Below are 17,075 nucleotides of genomic sequence, written 5' to 3'. Positions count from 1 at the left end.
GCCGGCAGGCGTCTTCCCGCCGCACGCGCCTCGGGTACCGGTCGCCGCCGGCCCCCGGTACCCGGGGTCGCGGGACGGCCTCGTCGGATCAGCCGCCGAGAGCCCTCACCCCCGCGGTGACCACCACGGCGGCGGCGACCACGACGAGGAACGGCGCCCGCAGGACCAGCGCCACCGCGGCGGCGGCCAGCCCGGCGGCACGGGCGTCCAGCACCAGTGCGTCGCCCGCGCCGAACGTCTGCTGGGCGGTGAGCGCGGCCAGCAGGGCGACCGGGAGCAGGGCGGCGAGCCGCTGGACGAGCGGGCGCTCCAGCACACCGGCCGGCACCAGCAGACCGGTCAGTTTGACCAGGTAGCAGGCGGCGGCGGTCACTCCGATGGCGATCCAGACGTTCAACGCCCCGCTCCCTTCCGCTTGCCGGCCGTCCGTCCCTGCCACCAGAGCACGGCGGGCGCCGCGAGTGCCGCGACCAGCACCGGTACTCCGGCGGGCAGCACCGGCAGCAGCCCCAGCCCGAGGACGGCCGCGATCCCCGCGACCACCCGATCGGTCGTCGTGCGCAGCATGGGTGCCAGCAGTGCGAGGAAGACGGCCGGCCCGGCCGCGTCCAGTCCCCAGGCGTTCGTGTCGCCGATGGCCTCGGCACCGAGCGCCCCGAGCAGCGTGGTGAGGTTCCACAGCACGTAGAGGGTGAGCCCGGTGACGGTGAAGCCGATGCGGGCGGCCCTGCGGGTGGGCTGGGCCAGGGCCACCGCGGTGGTCTCGTCGATGACCCAGTGGGCGGCGAGGGGCCGGACGACCCGGCGCACGGCGAGGAGCTGGGAGAGCCGCAGGCCGTAGAAGGCGTTGCGGGTGCCGAGGAAGAAGGCGCCGGCGGCGGCGGTGAACGGGTTGCCGCCCGCGGCCAGCGCGCCGACCAGGGCGAACTGCGACGCACCGGTGAAGACGAGCAGGCTGAGGGCGCAGATCTGCAGGACGTCGAGCCCGGCGCCCGCGGCGGTCACACCGAACGCGAAGCCGGAGAGGCCGACGGCGACGCCCACCCCGAGGGCGTCCCGTACCACGGCGGAGTCGGCCTTCACCGGTACGCCGGCGGTCGTCCGCGCCCCGGGCTCCCCGGGCGCACCGGCTGCGGCGCGCCGTTCGGCGTCGATGGGTATTGCTGCTGATGCTGTCTGTTCTGGCACGTCGTGGACGGTACGGGACCGGACGCTTTGCGGTCTTGTACGTTCTTGCGCGCGCTGCCTCACCCGTCGCCGCGCACGCCGCGGCCCTTCTGGTCAGAGGCCCCTTCTCGTCCGCGGCCCTTCTCGTCCGCGGCCCCTTCTCGTACGCCGTCCGCCGTCCGTCCGGCAGCCGTGCCCGCCCGCGCCGTGGCCGCCCGCGCCGTGGCCGCAGCCGCAGCCCCAGCCGCCGCTGCCCGTACGCGCGCCCCGGGCCGTACCCGCGCGTGGCCGCAGCCGCCCGGCCGCCGCTCGCCCCGCCGTGCGGTGGACCTCACCCCGGTCCGCCGACGCCCCGTCCCCGCCGGTAGGCACCCGGGGGCACCCCCACGATCCGTGTGAAGTGCCGGTTCAGGTGCGGCTGATCGGTGAACCCGACCGCGGCGGCCGCCTGCGCCGGGGCCTCGCCCACGTCCAGCAGCCGCCGGGCCCGGCGGACCCGGGCGTCGGTGAGCCAGGTGTGCGGTGGCATCCCGTAGCGGTCACGGAAGGCCCGCAGCAGGGCGAACGGGCTGGTCCCCAGCTCCACGGCGAGGGCGTGGAGGGTGGGCGGATCGGCCATCCGCTCCTCCAGCACCGCCCGGGCGCGCTCCGCGTCGCGCGCGCCCGCCGTGAGCGGGTCGCGCGCCGGGAGGCTGCTCCCGTGATTGCGCAGCAGCCGCGCCACCATGATCCGCAGCACGCTGTCGGCGGCGAGCGCGTTGCCCTCCTCGGCCGCCCGGTGGACCTCGCGGATCATCAGGGCCGCCTGCCGGTCGGCCACCTCGGCCTCCGCGAAGCCGGGGGTCCCCCTGATGGCCGTGGTCTCCGCCGCTATCTCGGCCACCACCCGTGACGACGGGTAGAGGGTCGAGTACACCCAGCCCTCCGCGACTCCGGCCCGCGCGCTGTGCGGAACCTCCGGATTGATCATCACGACCGTGCCGGGCCCGGCGTGCACGACACCACCCGGGAGCCCGACGTCCTCGACACCGTGCGTGATGGTCCCGAAGACATAGCCCTCGTGGCTGTGGCGGGGGAACGTGTGCCGCACGTACCGGGCCCGGAGCAGGTCGATGCCCGGGAGCCGCTCGTGCTGCCAGTACCGCGCCCACTCGCCCTCGGTCATGTCGTCATTCTCGCAGGTCCGGGCGCTTGTCAGTGGGGCGGTGCACGATGGGTGTCATGGCCGGCAGTGCACTCGACACCTTCGCCCCCGCGACCCGCGGCTGGTTCACGGGGGCCTTCAGCGCGCCCACCGCGGCCCAGGAGGGCGCCTGGCGGGCCATCGGCCGCGGCTCCGACGTGCTGGTCGTCGCCCCGACCGGATCCGGGAAGACGCTCGCCGCGTTCCTGGCCGCCCTCGACGGCCTGACGTCCGCCCCGCCGCCGGCGGACGTCAGAAAGCGCTGCCGGGTGCTGTACGTGTCGCCGCTGAAGGCCCTCGCGGTCGACGTGGAGCGCAATCTCCGCAGCCCGCTGACCGGTATCCGGCAGGAGGCCGTGCGGCTCGGGCTGCCCGAGCCCGAGGTGCGTGTCGGCATCCGGTCCGGGGACACCCCCGCGGCCGAGCGGCGGGCGCTGGCCACCCGTCCCCCGGACATCCTGATCACCACTCCCGAGTCGCTGTTCCTGATGCTCACCTCCGCCACCCGTGAGTCGCTGAGCGGCGTCGAGACGGTGATCGTGGACGAGGTGCACGCGGTCGCGGGCACCAAGCGCGGCGCGCACCTGGCGCTGTCCCTGGAGCGGCTGGACGAGCTGCTGCCCCGGCCGGCCCGCAGGATCGGCCTCTCGGCGACCGTGCGGCCGGTGGACGAGGTGGCGCGCTATCTGTCGCCGGGGCGCCGGGCGGAGATCGTCCAGCCGCCGTCCGGGAAGGAGTTCGACCTCTCCGTCGTCGTCCCGGTCGAGGACATGGGCGAGCTCGGCGGCTCGCCGGCGTCCGAGCCGGACGGACCCGGTGAGAAGCCGTCGATCTGGCCGCAGGTGGAGGAGCGCATCGCCGATCTGGTGCAGGCCCACCGCTCGACGATCGTCTTCGCGAACTCCCGCCGGCTCGCGGAGCGGCTCTGCAACCGGCTCAACGAGATCGCCTACGAACGGGCCGTGGGGGAGCCCCTTCCCGACGGCGCCCCGCCGGCCGAGGTCATGGCGCAGTCCGGTGCGGCGCAGGGCGCGCCCCCGCTGCTCGCCCGCGCGCACCACGGCTCGGTCTCCAAGGAGCAGCGCGCCCTCGTCGAGGAGGACCTGAAGGCGGGCAGACTGCCCGCCGTCGTCGCGACGTCCAGCCTGGAGCTGGGCATCGACATGGGCGCGGTGGACCTGGTCGTCCAGGTCGAGTCCCCGCCGTCGGTCGCCTCCGGCCTGCAGCGCGTCGGCCGCGCCGGGCACCAGGTGGGCGCGGTCTCCACGGGTGTCGTCTTCCCCAAGTACCGGGGTGATCTGGTCCAGGCGGCCGTCGTCACCGAGCGGATGCGCACGGGTTCGATCGAGTCGCTCCGCATCCCCGCCAATCCGCTGGACGTGCTGGCCCAGCAGCTCGTCGCCATGGTCGCCCTGGACACCTGGCAGTTCGACGACCTGCTGGCCGTCGTGCGGCGCGCCGCGCCCTTCGCCTCGCTCCCCGAGTCGGCGTTCACGGCCGTGCTGGACATGCTGGCGGGCCGGTATCCGTCCGACGCCTTCGCCGAACTGCGCCCGCGCGTGGTGTGGGACCGGGTCGCCGGGACGGTCACGGGGCGCCCCGGCGCCCAGCGGCTCGCGGTCACCTCGGGCGGCACGATCCCGGACCGCGGGTTGTTCGGCGTCTTCCTGGCCGGTGCGGACCCCAAGAAGGGCGGTGGCCGGGTCGGCGAGCTCGACGAGGAGATGGTGTACGAGTCCCGGGTCGGCGACGTCTTCACCCTGGGCACCACCTCCTGGCGGATCGAGGACATCACCCGCGACCGGGTGCTCGTCTCCCCCGCGCCCGGGGTCCCGGGCCGGCTGCCGTTCTGGAAGGGCGACCAGCTGGGCCGCCCGCTCGAGCTGGGCAGGGCGGTGGGCGCCTTCCTCCGCGAGATCGGGTCGCTGCCCGAGGAGGACGCCCGGCTGCGGCTGATGACGGCCGGCCTCGACGGCTGGGCGGCGGGCAACGTCCTGTCGTACCTCGACGAGCAGCGCCGGGCCTGCGGGCATGTGCCCGACGACCGCACCATCGTCATCGAGCGGTTCCGTGACGAACTGGGCGACTGGCGGGTCGTGGTGCACTCGCCGTTCGGCGCCCAGGTCCATGCGCCCTGGGCGCTCGCGCTGGGTGCGCGCCTCTCCGAGCGGTACGGCATGGACGCCCAGGTCATGCACGCGGACGACGGAATCGTGCTGCGGCTCCCCGACGCCGACCTGATGGGCCTCGATCTGCTGGACCAGGACCCGGTGCACCTGGACACCTCGTACGACGGTGACCAGGCCCCCGTCGGCGCCGGCGACACCCTCTTCGACAAGGGCGAGATCGGTCAGATCGTCACCGACCAGGTGGGCGGATCCGCGCTGTTCGCGTCCCGGTTCCGCGAGTGCGCGGCACGCGCCCTGCTGCTGCCGCGCCGCAACCCCGGCAAGCGCACCCCGCTGTGGCAGCAGCGCCAGCGGGCGGCCCAGCTGCTGCAGGTCGCCGGCGAGTTCGGCTCGTTCCCGATCGTCCTCGAGGCCGTACGGGAATGCCTCCAGGACGTCTTCGACGTCCCCGGGCTCGAGGAGCTGATGGGCGACATCGAGTCCCGCACCGTGCGGCTGGTCGAGGTGACCACCCCCGAGCCCTCCCCCTTCGCACGCTCCCTCCTCTTCGGCTATGTGGCCCAGTTCCTCTACGAAGGGGACTCGCCGCTGGCCGAGCGCCGGGCCGCCGCGCTCTCCCTGGACTCCCGGCTGCTGGCCGAGCTGCTGGGCCAGGCGGAACTGCGGGAGCTGCTCGACGCGGACGTCCTGAGCGAGCTGGAGCGGGAACTCCAGTGGCTCACGGACGACCGCAGGATCAAGGACGTGGAGGGCGTCGCGGACCTGCTGCGGGTCCTCGGACCGCTCACGGCCGAGGAGCTGGCCGAGCGCGGAGCCGACCCCCGCTGGCCCGAGGAGCTCGCCGGCACCCGCCGCGCCATCCGGGTCCGGATCGCCGGTGCGGAGCACTGGGCGGCGGCCGAGGACGCGGGACGCCTCAGGGACGCGCTGGGCACGGCGCTCCCGGTGGGCGTCCCGGAGGCGTTCACGGAGCCGGTGAAGGACCCGCTCGGCGATCTGCTGGCCCGTTTCGCCCGTACGCACGGTCCGTTCACCTCGTCGCAGGCGGCCGCGCGGTTCGGGCTGGGCGCGGCCGTCACGGACGGGGCACTGCAGCGGCTCGCCGCGGCCGGGCGGGTCGTCCAGGGCGAGTTCCATCCGTCGGGCATCGGGCAGGAGTGGTGCGACGCCGCCGTGCTGCGGCGGCTGCGGCGCCGCTCCCTGGCCGCGCTCCGCGAGGAGCTGGAGCCGGTGCCGCCCGCCGCGCTGGCGACCTTCCTGCCGCAGTGGCAGCATCTGGGCGGCAGCAGCCTGCGCGGGATCGACGGGCTGGCCCGTGCCGTCGAGCAGCTCCAGGGCGCTCCCGTGCCCGCATCGGCGCTGGAGAAGCTGATCCTCCCGTCCCGGGTGGCCGGATACGCGCCGGGCATGCTGGACGAGCTCACCACGACGGGCGAGGTGGTGTGGGCCGGAGCCGGCGCGCTGCCCGGCAAGGACGGCTGGGTCTCGCTCTATCACGCGGACGCCGCCCCGCTGCTGCTGCCGCAACCCCACCCGCTGGAGTTGACGGCCCTCCACGAGTCGGTGCTCTCGGCCCTGTCGGGAGGCTACGGCCTGTTTTTCCGCCAGATCGCGGACCAGGTGCGGGCCACGACCCACCCCGAGGCCGGCGACCCCCAGCTCGCCGACGCCCTGTGGGATCTGGCCTGGTCCGGCCGGCTCACCAACGACACCCTGGCGCCGCTGCGCTCCCTCCTGGGATCCGGCCGCACGGCGGGCTCCACCGCGCACCGCGCCCGGCGCACCGTTCCGCGCGGACGGTACGGCTCGCTGACGGCGGCCGCGCGGACCGCCTCCCGCAACGGTCCCCCGACCGTCTCCGGACGCTGGTCCCTGCTGCCCGCGCAGGAGCCCGACCCCACGCACCGCGCCCACGCCCTGGCCCGCACGCTGCTGGACCGGCATGGCGTCGTCACCAGGGGCGCGGTCGCCGCCGAGGGCGTCGAGGGCGGCTTCTCGGCGACGTACCGCGTCCTCTCCGCCTTCGAGGACAGCGGGCAGGCCCGGCGCGGCTATGTCGTCGAGGGTCTCGGAGCCGCCCAGTTCGCGATGGACGGCGCGGTGGACCGGCTGCGGGCCGCGGCCGGCGCCCGCGAGCGCGCCGACGGGCACACCGCACCGCGGGCGGTGGTCCTGGCCGCCGCCGACCCGGCGAACGCGTACGGGGCGGCGCTGTCCTGGCCCGAGCCGCCGGACGGCGCGAGCCACAAACCGGGCCGCAAGGCGGGCTCACTGGTCGTGCTCGTCGACGGGGAGCTCACGCTCTACCTGGAACGGGGCGGCAAGACCCTGCTGTCCTGGCCCACCGAGCCCGACGACCCCGCGCTCCGTGCCGCGGCCGAGGCCCTCGCCGAGGCGGGCGGGGCGGGCATGCTCGGCACGATCACGGTCGAGCGGATCAACGGTTCGGCGGCGCTGACTTCTCCGCTCTCCCGCCCGCTGGAGGAGGCCGGCTTCCATGCCACACCCCGCGGTCTGCGCATCCGGGCCTGACTCCGTGCACACCCGGCCGATGCCCCTGGCCCCGTCGGGTTCGTGCCGAGGCTGGTTCGGGTCCGGCGGGTTCGGGCCCCGGCGGGTTCGTGCCGAGGCCGGGCATCCGGGCACCCGTCCCTTCGGGCGGAAGGCAGCCGGCCGCCCGGGCGCGGACTACGGCCTCCTCGCGGGGTTTCCGATTCGCTCATGAGGCTTCCGGTTCCGGCGGCGCCCACGGGCCGGGCCGCGCCCCCTGCGGCACTCCGCCGGAAGAAGGCTCGACAAGGACGCCCGGACCGCGCCACGCCACGGCTCGCGCGGTCCCCGGGGCGAGGGCAGTGCCCGGCGGCCGGGCCTGGACGCAGGTGGCTGGACTTGGTTGCGGGCGGCTGGGCGTTCGGTGTTCCCGGTCCGGCCGCCCCGGGCCCGGGACGCGCATGATGGAGGCATGCCCGAAGGCGACACCGTCTGGCTGACCGCCCAGAAGCTCCGCACCGCGCTGGCGGGGCGGACGCTCACTCTCTCCGATCTCAGGGTTCCCCGCTTCGCCACCGCCGATCTCACCGGCCGCGAGGTGCTGGACGTCACCGCTCGCGGCAAGCACCTGCTCACCCGCATCGAGGGCGGGCTCACCCTCCACTCCCACCTCCGGATGGACGGCTCCTGGCGGGTCTTCGCGGTCGGCGAGCGCTGGCACGGCGGCCCGAACCACCAGATCCGGGCCGTGCTCGGCAACGCCGAACGTATCGCCGTGGGCTACCGCCTGCCCGTGCTGGAACTGCTGCGCACACAGGACGAGGACGAGGCCGTGGGGCATCTCGGGCCGGATCTGCTGGGGCCGGACTGGGACCCGGACACCGCCGTACGCAACCTGCTCGCCGACCCCCGCCGTCCCATCGGCGAGGCCTTGCTGGACCAGCGCAACCTCGCGGGCATCGGCAATGTCTACAAATCGGAGCTGGCCTTCCTCGCCCGGGTCACCCCCTGGCTCCCGATCGGCGACCTGCCCCCGGGTGTTCCCGAGCGCCTCGTCGCCACGGCCCGTCGCCTGCTGGAGATCAACAAGAACACCTTCGACCGGCGCACGACGCCCGGTGGAAGCATCGGCGGGGGCGACCAGCGCCGAAGCCCCCTGCGTCCGGGCGAGCAGCGCCTCTTCGTGTACGGGCGCCGGGGCCACCCGTGTCTGCGCTGCGGCACCGCGATCCGCAGGGCGGGGCGGGACGACCGGGTCTCCTACTGGTGCCCGGGCTGCCAGTCAGGCCCCACGGTCTGACGCTCCATCACGGTGACGCCCGCTCCCCCACCCCCGTCGCCGGCGCCGCTCCCCCACGGACACGGGCACGACCGGGCCACCGAGCCCCGTCCGGCCGATCTCCCGTCAGAATCTGACAGTTGACGCCTTGTCAGCTGCATCCGTACGGTCTGGGCCCGCCTGTCACCGCGTACGGCCGCAGCGGGCCGCAGCGCAGTCGACGAGGACGGCGAGCGAGCGCACGGGCGGCGCGCCGCACACCCGGCCCTTGGCGGTGAGCGACCGCACCGCACGGGGTGGTGCGGTCGGAGGCGGCCATGGCCAGGATCTCACCGCTCGGCGGGGCCGGCCCGCCCGCGGGCGTCGCCCACGCGGTACCGCACGTCCGGCACGTCGTCGTTCACGACGGGCCGGATCCCCCGGGCCGAACGGGGGCGTCGCGAGGCCCTGGTCGCCGTGGTCGTCCCCCAGGCCCCACCGGCGTCCCCGGCCCGCGACGCAACGTGCACCGGCAGCAGGCTGAGCCCCCACCCGCCTGCCGCCACTGCCCCCTCGACGAGCCCCGCATGCTCCGGCACCAGCGCCAGCCGCAGCACGGCCCACCACCACATAGCGCCCAGTGCGAGCGCCGGCAGCAGGACCCATCGCCTCACCATGGCCGCCTCCTCCGGTCGACGCTAGACCGGACCGATCACACGGCGGGAGGGCGCACCGGTTGCACACCCGGCGCGCCCGCAGCATATGCGCCAAGCGCCCCAGGGGTCCGTGCCCCGGACCGTGCGCCCGCGCACCGGCCCCGGCGTGCCGTGCCGCCCTGCCGCCGCAGCGGCCCCGGAGGAGGCTCCGGATATGGCCACGGCTAGACGCTCTCGGCCTGGAACATCCACGCGTGCTTCTCGAGGTCGGCCGTGAGCGCGATGAGGATGTCCTGGCTCACCGGATCCGGCTCGTCCGTGACCCCGATGCGCTCACGCATCCGCTCGATCACCGCGGACAGCGACTTCACCATGGTGCTGACCACGTCCGAGTCCTGGATCCAGCCGTCCGGGACCTTCCCGATGGCGCTCGCGGAGGCGACGGTCGAGGCACGGCCGTCGGGCGCGACGCCGATGGCGGAGGCCCGCTCGGCGACGACGTCGGAGTGCTTCCGCGCCGTGGTCACGACCTCGTCCAGCTGCAGGTGAACCGAGCGGAAGCGGGGCCCGACCACGTTCCAGTGGACCTGCTTGGCCACGAGCGCCAGATCGATCAGATCGACCAGTGCGCCCTGAAGGGCCTCACCGGTGACCTTGCGCGCGTCCTCGGGCAGCGTGCTCTTCACCGCAGACATAGTGACCTCCGTTCGACGGCACCGTTCTCCACCATGACACAAATGGCATAAAACGGTTATTCGGGGATGAGAGAAGCCCCGGTCGGGTACCCACCCGACCGGGGCTCACACCTGGAGATCAGGCGGCGACGACGTCCACCGCTTCCGCCGGTGCCTTGATCGTCACCCGTTCCGTCGGCACGCCCGCGACCGATGTCACGGACACGGAATTGAGCGGACGCACCGGCGCGGACACCGGCTCGCTCGCCGCCGCCGACTCGGCCAGCTCGGCGAGCGACAGCTCGTCGCTCACTTCCCGCATGAGCTCGGACATCCGTACGTCAAGCGCGTCGCAGATCGCGGAGAGCAGCTCGGAGGAGGCCTCCTTCTGCCCCCGCTCCACCTCGGAGAGATAGCCGAGAGAGACTCGGGCGGACGAGGAGACTTCGCGCAGAGTACGGCCCTGGCGCTGGCGCTGCCGACGCAGCACGTCACCCAGCAGGCGACGGAGCAGAATCATCGGTGGCTCCCTCCTCGGACCGCGTAGCCGCATCCTTCACGCCCCACCGTACCGCCTCGCGCTGCGGCCGTGCGGGGAGCGATGTCGTGTTCACTCAGGGCTGCAAACATCAATTCCCCCCGTTCTGTTCCGTATCCTGTGCCCGCCCATTGCCCGAGAGTTCGCCGGCGAGCAGTTCCAGCACCCCCCGGACACTCTCTCTACGGATTACCGAACGGTCGCCGTTCAACCTCAGCCGGGCCACTTTCCGGCTGCCGCCGGGCCCCGCGACCGCGACGAAGACCGTGCCCACCGGCTGTCCGTCCTGGGGATCGGGCCCGGCGACGCCGGTGGTCGCGATGCCCCAGCCGGCCTCCATCAGGGCCCGCACACCCGCCGCCATCTGGGCGGCGACCTCCGGGTGCACCGCGCCGTGCGCGGCCAGGAGGGCCCCGTCGACGCTCAGAAGGTCCCGCTTCAGGGCGGTCGCGTACGCCGTCACGGAGCCGCGGAAGCTCCTGGAGGCCCCCGGAACGGAGGTCAGCTCCGCGGCCACGAGACCGCCCGTCAGGGACTCCGCCACGGCCAGGCTCTCGCCGCGCTCCGCCAGCAGCGAGAGAACCCCGGCCGCGCCGCTCACCGCGGGGACTCCGCGCGGTCCCGCGCGGCGGACCGTTCGGCCGCGAGCCCCCTGCGCCGCAGGACCACCGCCTGGCGCACATAGTCCAGGCCGGTGGCCACGGTCAGGACGACCGCCACGGCCATCACCCACCAGCGCAGCGTGGCCAGCGGCCCGGTCAGCACCAGCACGTACATGCCGACCGCCGTGCCCTGCGCGAGGGTCTTCAGCTTGCCGCCGCGGCTGGCGGGGATCACTCCGTGGCGGATCACCCAGAAGCGCATCAGGGTGATTCCCAGCTCGCGGAAGAGGATCACCCCGGTCACCCACCAGGGCAGGTCCCCGAGCCCCGACAGGCAGATCAGCCCCGCGGCCATGATCGCCTTGTCGGCGATCGGGTCCGCGATCTTCCCGAAGTCCGTGACCAGGTTGTACGTACGCGCCAGATGCCCGTCGAAGATGTCCGTGATCATGGCGACGGCGAAGGCCGCCCAGGCCCAGGCCCGCCAGACCGGGTCGTGCCCGCCGTCCATGAGCAGCAGCACCACGAAGCCGGGCACGAGCAGCAGCCGCACCATGGTGAGGATGTTGGCGATGTTCCACAGGCTGGCCTGGTTGACGGCCGCAGCGCCCAGCTTCCCACCGGGCGCCGGCCTTCCGGTCCCGCCCGCAGCGGATGCCGGCGCTCCGGTCATCTGCCCGCCTCCTCACGACAGTCCGAAACCACGTCGGCCATGAGATCGACGCCCTCCGTACCGACGACCTTCGCTTCGACCATACGTCCGGGTGCCAGGCCGACGGCACTCGTGAAGACCACCTGTCCGTCGGTCTCGGGAGCCTGGTGCGCGGCACGGCCCACGGCACCGTCCTCGCCGTCGACGGACTCGACGAGGACGTGCAGGGTCTCCCCGAGGCGCTCCTCGGCCCGCTGGGCGGTCAGCTCCTCGGCGAGCCGGGAGAGGTGCGCCAGGCGCGCGTCGACCACGTGCTGGTCGAGCTTGCGCTCGTAGCCGGCGGCCTCGGTGCCCTCCTCGTCGGAGTAGCCGAACACCCCGATGGCGTCCAGCCGCGCCTCGGTGAGGAACCGCTCGAGCTCGGCGAAGTCCGCCTCCTCCTCGCCGGGGAACCCGACGATGAAGTTGGAGCGCACACCGGCCTGCGGAGCCTTGCCGCGGATGGTCTCCAGCAGCTCCAGGAACCGCTCGGTGTCGCCGAAGCGCCGCATGGCGCGCAGCACGCCGGGGGCGCTGTGCTGGAACGAGAGGTCGAAGTAGGGCGCGACCTTCTCGGTGGAGGTGAGGGCGTCGATCAGCCCGGGGCGCATCTCGGCGGGCTGCAGATAGCTGACCCGCACCCGCTCGATGCCGTCGACTGAGGCGAGCTCGGGCAGCAGCGTCTCCAGCAGCCGGATGTCGCCGAGGTCCTTGCCGTACGAGGTGTTGTTCTCGGAGACCAGCATGATCTCCTTCACGCCCTGCTCGGCGAGCCAGCGGGTCTCTCCCAGGACGTCGCTCGGCCGCCGGGAGACGAAGGAGCCGCGGAAGGACGGGATGGCGCAGAAGGAGCAGCGCCGGTCGCAGCCGGAGGCCAGCTTCACCGAGGCCACCGGGCTGGTGTGCAGCCGTCGGCGGAGGGGCGCGCGCGGCCCGGAGGCGGGCGCCAGGCCCTCGGGGAGGTCCGCGGGCACGTCCTGCGGGGCGGGGGCCTGGGCGTGCCCGGGGAGGGCCACGTCCACGCCCTGCCGGTCCGCCGGGCTGATCGGCAGCAGCTTGCGGCGGTCGCGGGGCGTGTGGGAGGCGTGGACGCCCCCGCTCAGGATGGTCCGGAGGCGGTCCGAGATGTCGGCGTAGTCGTCGAAGCCCAGCACGCCGTCGGCCTCGGGCAGGGCCTCGGCGAGCTCCTTGCCGTACCGCTCGGCCATGCAGCCGACCGCGACGACGGCCTGGGTCTTCCCGTGGTCCTTGAGATCGTTGGCCTCGAGCAGGGCGTCGACGGAGTCCTTCTTGGCGGCCTCGACGAAACCGCAGGTGTTCACGACCGCGACGTCCGCGTCGGCGGCTTCCTCGACGAGCTCCCAGCCGTCCGCTGCCAGGCGGCCTGCGAGCTCCTCCGAGTCCACCTCGTTACGGGCGCAGCCAAGAGTGACAAGGGCGACGGTACGGCGTTCGGGCATGGGCTCAAGACTACTTCGTCCCGGCCCACGCCCGATCCGCGAGGGTTGCCGCCCCCGCTACGGGCGGCGGATGACCGGCTTCCGCCGGGTTCCGGCAGGTCCCGGCCGGTTCACAGCAGGTCCCGGCCGGTACCGCCCGTCCGGGTCAGCCGGCCTCGGGGTCGCCCTTGGCGTAGGAGAGCCGTTCCACCTGACCGCTCTCGAACTCGTCCTCGACCTTCTTGCCGTTCACGAAGAGCTCGATCGCGCCGGCGTTCCCGAGGATGAGATCCAGCCGCTCGTCGTCCTGGAACGTCTTGGACTCGCCCGCGAGGAGCAGTCCGTCGAAGAGCAGCTTGCCGTTGGCGGACTTGGCGGAGATCCAGCTCTTGTCGTCGACCGCGGTCAGCTTGACCGTCACCTTGTCCTGCGGGACGGCGGCGATGGCGCTCTCGGAGGCCTCGGGCTTGGGCGCCACCGGCTTGACCGGGGGCGGCTCGGGGCTGGCCTTCTCGGGCGCGGAGCCCTCGGCGACCTGCTTGGTGCCGTCGGCACCGTCGGGGCCGCTGAAGAGGGTGAAGCCGACGAAGCCGATGACGGCGACGATCGCCGCGACCATCGCGGCGGTCCAGTTGGGGCGCCTGCGCTCGGGGCGGATGCGCTCCGCCTCGAAGAGCGGGGCCGCCGGCGTCGGCGACGGACGTCCGCCGTGCTCGGCGTCGTACCGCGCGACGAGGGGGTCCGGATCCAGCCCCACGGCGCGCGCGAGTGTCCTGACGTGCCCGCGCGCGTAGACGTCGCCGCCACAGCGCGAGAAGTCGTCCTGTTCGATCGCCTGCACGATGGGGACGCGCACACGGGTGGAGGTACTGACCTCGTCGACGGTCAGACCTGCGTCGGTGCGCGCCTGGCGTAGCGAGCGGCCGATCGAAGGCCCGTCGTCTTCGAGAGAAGGACGGTCGTCTTCGGGGGAGTTGCCGATGGACACGGGGGCGCCTTTCGAGCGTGTAGCCACCTGCTGGAGGTTCAGTCTATGGGTGGTACGAAAGGGTGGGGCAACCGGGCGGATGCAGTTTGTACGCCATCGGAATGGCCGTACGTCACGTCGGATGGAGCACGGGGAACGTCCCGCCCTCCATCCAACTTGACGTGCGACCAAGGCAAACGGTTGCCTCGCCCTTCCTTACGAATCAGACTCCCCACGGATCACCGCGAGCACTCCATCCAGCTCATCGGGTTTCACCAGGACGTCGCGCGCCTTGGAGCCCTCACTGGGGCCCACGATGTTCCTGGACTCCATGAGGTCCATGAGGCGGCCCGCCTTGGCGAAACCGACCCGGAGCTTGCGCTGCAGCATGGACGTCGAGCCGAACTGTGTGGAGACCACCAGCTCGGCGGCCTGGCAGAGCAGGTCGAGGTCGTCGCCGATGTCCTCGTCGATCTCCTTCTTCTGCTTCGTCCCGACCACCACGTCGTCCCGGAACACGGGGGCCATCTGCTCCTTGCAGTGGCGTACGACGGCCGCGACCTCCTCCTCGGTCACGAAGGCGCCCTGCATACGGGTGGGCTTCCCGGCTCCCATCGGCAGGAACAGGCCGTCGCCCTTGCCGATCAGCTTCTCCGCGCCCGGCTGGTCCAGGATGACCCGGCTGTCGGCCAGGGAGGACGTGGCGAAGGCCAGCCGCGAGGGGACGTTCGCCTTGATCAGACCGGTGACCACGTCGACCGAGGGCCGCTGTGTGGCCAGGACCAGATGGATACCGGCGGCACGGGCCAACTGGGTGATCCGCACGATGGCGTCCTCGACGTCCCGCGGGGCGACCATCATCAGGTCCGCCAGTTCGTCGACGATCACCAGCAGGTACGGGTAGGGCTGGAGCTCCCGCTCGCTGCCCTCGGGCGCCTTCACACGGCCGCCGCGCACGGCCCGGTTGAAGTCGTCGATGTGCCGGAATCCGTACGCGGCGAGGTCGTCGTAGCGCAGGTCCATCTCGCGCACCACCCACTGCAGGGCCTCCGCGGCCCGCTTGGGGTTGGTGATGATCGGCGTGATCAGGTGCGGGATGCCCTCGTAGGCGGTGAGCTCGACCCGCTTGGGGTCGACGAGGACCATCCGGACGTCCTCGGGGGTGGCCCGCATCATCACGGAGGTGATCAGGCAGTTCACGCAGGAGGACTTGCCGGAGCCGGTGGCACCGGCGACCAGGATGTGCGGCATGCTCGCCAGGTTGGCCATGACATAGCCGCCCTCGACGTCCTTGCCGAGCGCGACCAGCATGGGGTGGTCGTCCTCGGCCGCGTCCGCCAGCCGCAGCACGTCGCCGAGGTTGACCATCTCCCGGTCGGTGTTCGGGATCTCGATGCCGACGGCGGACTTGCCGGGGATCGGCGAGATGATCCGCACATCGGGGCTCGCCACGGCGTAGGCGATGTTCTTGGTCAGCGCGGTGATGCGCTCGACCTTCACGGCGGGGCCGAGCTCGACCTCGTACCGGGTGACCGTCGGTCCGCGGGTGAAACCGGTGACGGCGGCGTCGACCTTGAACTCCGAGAAGACGTTCGTCAGCGCGGCGACGATCACGTCGTTGGCCGCGCTGCGGCTCTTGCCCGGTCCGCCGCGCTCCAGCAGATCGAGGGACGGCAGCCCGTAGGTGATGTCCCCGGAGAGCTGGAGCTGCTCGGCCCGCGGCGGCAGGGACTGCGGCTTGTCGGGCGCGGGCTTGGTCAGATCGGGCACCGGGCCCGACGGGGCCCTCGCCTCCTCCGCCGCGGGCGGCGCGGCCGCGGGCTGCCCGGTCCGCGCACCGGGCAGCGGTCCGGCGGCCTGCTCCCGGTCGGCGGTGAGGTCGCGGGTCAGCCCGGCGACGACGGGTGACGGCGGCATCCCGTTGAGGACGGCCCCGTCGAGCGCGGCAGCCGCGGCGGCGGCGACGTCGACGGCGTCCATCGGCCGGCCCGCGTCGGGCTGCGCGGAGGGCCCGCGGCGCCGGCGCCGGGACAGCGCCGCCTCCTCCGCCCGGTCGGCGTCGTACGCCTCCGGGCCCCGGGGCGCGGAGGTGCGGCGGCGCGGAGGACGCGCCTCGCGCCAGTCCGCGTCGTGCTCCCCCGGCTCCCCCGCCTCGTCCTCACCGCGCTGGTACGGGCCCTCCAGCAGCCCGAGGCCGACCCCGAGCCTGCGCAGCCGCTGCGGGATGGCGTTGACCGGCGTGGCGGTGACGACGAGCAGGCCGAAGACGGTGAGCAGCACCAGCAGCGGTACGGCGAGGACCTCGGTCATCATGAAGATCAGCGGCTTGGAGGCGGCCCAGCCGATCAGTCCGCCCGCCGCCTGCATCGCCTCCGCGCCGTCGCCGCGCCCCGGTGAGCCGCAGGCGATGTGGACCTGGCCGAGCACGCCGACGACCAGGGCCGTGAGCCCGATGACGATGCGGCCGTTGGCCTCGGGCCGCTCGGGGTAGAGGATCAGCCGTACGGCGATCGCGACGAGCAGGATCGGCACGAGCAGATCGAGCCGGCCGAAGGCGCCGGTGACGAGCATCCGCACGAGGTCGCCGACCGGGCCGCGCAGATGGGACCAGGTGCCCGCGGCGACGACCAGCGAGAGGGCGAGCAGCAGGAGCGCCAGCCCGTCCTTGCGGTGCACCGGGTCGAGCCCCTTGGCGCCGCGTCCTATGCCGCGCAGCACGGCACCGAGGGCGTGCGCGATGCCGAGCCACATGGCGCGGATCAGCCACAGCACCCCGCCGGTGGGGCTCGGCGCGGGCCTGGGTGCGGCCTTCTTCGCCGCCGCCCTGCGGGCGGGCGCCTTCTTCGCCGGGGCGCGCTTCGGCGCCGGCTTCGCCGCCGCACCCTTCTTGGCGGGCGCCGCCTTCTTCGCGGCGCCGGTCGTACGGCCGGCGCGCGGCTGCGCGGTGCCCGCCGCGCCGTGGGAACCCTTGCCGGACGTACGTGAGGCCATGGTGGTGAGGTTACCGGTGTGGGGGGCGGGGGACACGTGTGCCCACCGGTTCACCCGTTCGTGTCGCCGCTGCCGTGTCGGCAAGCTGACACTCGCTCAGCGGCCAGGCGCAGGCGCCGTTTCCGGCGGGCTTCGCCCGGCCGCGGCGCCGGCCGGGTGACCGCGACGCTCTGCCGGGGAGGGTCACGGCGTCGCACGCCCTGGCGCTCCGCGGGCCCGGGGATCGAGTCTGGAGCCTCCACGGGCCTCCGGCAAGGCATGGAACCTCCCCGGGCCCGGAGCCCGGGGGG

At 73.6% G+C, this 17,075-nt stretch carries 13 protein-coding genes; 2 read left to right on the top strand and 11 right to left on the bottom strand.

Annotated elements, in window-relative coordinates; all coding sequences use genetic code 11:
* Positions 1–88: 88 nt before the first annotated feature.
* The 3 genes from DDW44_RS23050 to DDW44_RS23040 all read right to left on the bottom strand — a co-directional run bounded on the left by DDW44_RS23050 (position 89) and on the right by DDW44_RS23040 (position 2,332).
* Positions 89–397 carry an AzlD domain-containing protein gene (locus DDW44_RS23050; RefSeq protein ID WP_017949999.1) on the bottom strand — a complete coding sequence of 103 codons (309 nt, stop codon included), beginning with the start codon at positions 395–397 and terminating at the stop codon, positions 89–91.
* Positions 394–1,083 (bottom strand): AzlC family ABC transporter permease, encoded by a 690-nt coding sequence (locus DDW44_RS23045; protein ID WP_017949998.1) that lies wholly within the window; start codon positions 1,081–1,083, stop codon positions 394–396. Before DDW44_RS23045 ends, DDW44_RS23050 begins: the two co-directional genes overlap by 4 nt.
* A gap of 415 nt (positions 1,084–1,498) precedes the next feature.
* Entirely contained in the window at positions 1,499–2,332 is an 834-nt protein-coding gene (locus DDW44_RS23040; RefSeq protein ID WP_108907580.1) for an AraC family transcriptional regulator, read from the bottom strand.
* A 56-nt stretch (positions 2,333–2,388) separates the two neighbouring features.
* Here DDW44_RS23040 and DDW44_RS23035 point away from each other — a divergent pair, with 56 nt between their 5' ends.
* Both DDW44_RS23035 and DDW44_RS23030 read left to right on the top strand, forming a co-directional pair.
* Positions 2,389–7,011 carry an ATP-dependent helicase gene (locus tag DDW44_RS23035; protein WP_108907579.1) on the top strand — a complete coding sequence of 1,541 codons (4,623 nt, stop codon included), beginning with the start codon at positions 2,389–2,391 and terminating at the stop codon, positions 7,009–7,011.
* 430 nt (positions 7,012–7,441) lie between these two features.
* Positions 7,442–8,269, top strand: a complete 828-nt coding sequence (locus DDW44_RS23030; RefSeq protein WP_108907578.1) for an Fpg/Nei family DNA glycosylase — start codon at positions 7,442–7,444, stop codon at positions 8,267–8,269.
* A gap of 308 nt (positions 8,270–8,577) precedes the next feature.
* Here DDW44_RS23030 and DDW44_RS23025 read toward each other — a convergent pair whose 3' ends face one another.
* From DDW44_RS23025 to DDW44_RS22990, 8 genes are all read right to left on the bottom strand, one after another.
* Positions 8,578–8,904, bottom strand: coding sequence for a hypothetical protein (locus DDW44_RS23025; RefSeq protein ID WP_167455454.1), 327 nt, complete (start codon positions 8,902–8,904; stop codon positions 8,578–8,580).
* Positions 8,905–9,107: 203 nt separating this feature from the next.
* Positions 9,108–9,578 carry a Dps family protein gene (locus tag DDW44_RS23020; RefSeq protein WP_026165598.1) on the bottom strand — a complete coding sequence of 157 codons (471 nt, stop codon included), beginning with the start codon at positions 9,576–9,578 and terminating at the stop codon, positions 9,108–9,110.
* Positions 9,579–9,696: 118 nt separating this feature from the next.
* On the bottom strand, positions 9,697–10,077 hold the full coding sequence (locus DDW44_RS23015; RefSeq protein WP_017949992.1) for a helix-turn-helix domain-containing protein: 381 nt from the start codon (positions 10,075–10,077) through the stop codon (positions 9,697–9,699).
* Between the two features lie 109 nt (positions 10,078–10,186).
* Positions 10,187–10,696, bottom strand: coding sequence for a CinA family protein (locus DDW44_RS23010; RefSeq protein WP_108907577.1), 510 nt, complete (start codon positions 10,694–10,696; stop codon positions 10,187–10,189).
* Complete coding sequence (gene pgsA, locus DDW44_RS23005; protein WP_017949990.1) at positions 10,693–11,370, bottom strand: CDP-diacylglycerol--glycerol-3-phosphate 3-phosphatidyltransferase; 678 nt, start codon at positions 11,368–11,370, stop codon at positions 10,693–10,695. Before pgsA ends, DDW44_RS23010 begins: the two co-directional genes overlap by 4 nt.
* Entirely contained in the window at positions 11,367–12,848 is a 1,482-nt protein-coding gene (gene rimO / locus DDW44_RS23000; RefSeq protein WP_108907576.1) for a 30S ribosomal protein S12 methylthiotransferase RimO, read from the bottom strand. Before rimO ends, pgsA begins: the two co-directional genes overlap by 4 nt.
* A gap of 145 nt (positions 12,849–12,993) precedes the next feature.
* Positions 12,994–13,815, bottom strand: a complete 822-nt coding sequence (locus DDW44_RS22995; protein WP_108907575.1) for a helix-turn-helix domain-containing protein — start codon at positions 13,813–13,815, stop codon at positions 12,994–12,996.
* A 195-nt stretch (positions 13,816–14,010) separates the two neighbouring features.
* The gene (locus tag DDW44_RS22990) at positions 14,011–16,785 is read right to left on the bottom strand and encodes a DNA translocase FtsK (protein WP_244224087.1); all 2,775 of its coding nucleotides are present in this window, start codon (positions 16,783–16,785) and stop codon (positions 14,011–14,013) included.
* Between the last annotated feature and the right edge of the window lie 290 nt (positions 16,786–17,075).

It is taken from the genome of Streptomyces tirandamycinicus (assembly GCF_003097515.1).
Taxonomy (GTDB): domain Bacteria; phylum Actinomycetota; class Actinomycetes; order Streptomycetales; family Streptomycetaceae; genus Streptomyces; species Streptomyces tirandamycinicus.
Note: the sequence above shows the minus strand (reverse complement) of the source record. Positions and strands in the feature narration are given on the sequence as shown.

Excerpts from the sequence above, each read along its gene's own strand:
- DDW44_RS23040 (WP_108907580.1), bottom strand. The coding sequence starts at position 2,332 with ATGACCGAGGGCGAGTGGGCGCGGTACTGGCAGCACGAGCGGCTCCCG.
- DDW44_RS23035 (WP_108907579.1), top strand. The coding sequence starts at position 2,389 with ATGGCCGGCAGTGCACTCGACACCTTCGCCCCCGCGACCCGCGGCTGG.
- DDW44_RS23030 (WP_108907578.1), top strand. The coding sequence starts at position 7,442 with ATGCCCGAAGGCGACACCGTCTGGCTGACCGCCCAGAAGCTCCGCACC.
- DDW44_RS23025 (WP_167455454.1), bottom strand. The coding sequence starts at position 8,904 with ATGGTGAGGCGATGGGTCCTGCTGCCGGCGCTCGCACTGGGCGCTATG.
- DDW44_RS23020 (WP_026165598.1), bottom strand. The coding sequence starts at position 9,578 with ATGTCTGCGGTGAAGAGCACGCTGCCCGAGGACGCGCGCAAGGTCACC.
- DDW44_RS23015 (WP_017949992.1), bottom strand. The coding sequence starts at position 10,077 with ATGATTCTGCTCCGTCGCCTGCTGGGTGACGTGCTGCGTCGGCAGCGC.
- pgsA (WP_017949990.1), bottom strand. The coding sequence starts at position 11,370 with ATGACCGGAGCGCCGGCATCCGCTGCGGGCGGGACCGGAAGGCCGGCG.
- rimO (WP_108907576.1), bottom strand. The coding sequence starts at position 12,848 with ATGCCCGAACGCCGTACCGTCGCCCTTGTCACTCTTGGCTGCGCCCGT.
- DDW44_RS22990 (WP_244224087.1), bottom strand. The coding sequence starts at position 16,785 with ATGGCCTCACGTACGTCCGGCAAGGGTTCCCACGGCGCGGCGGGCACC.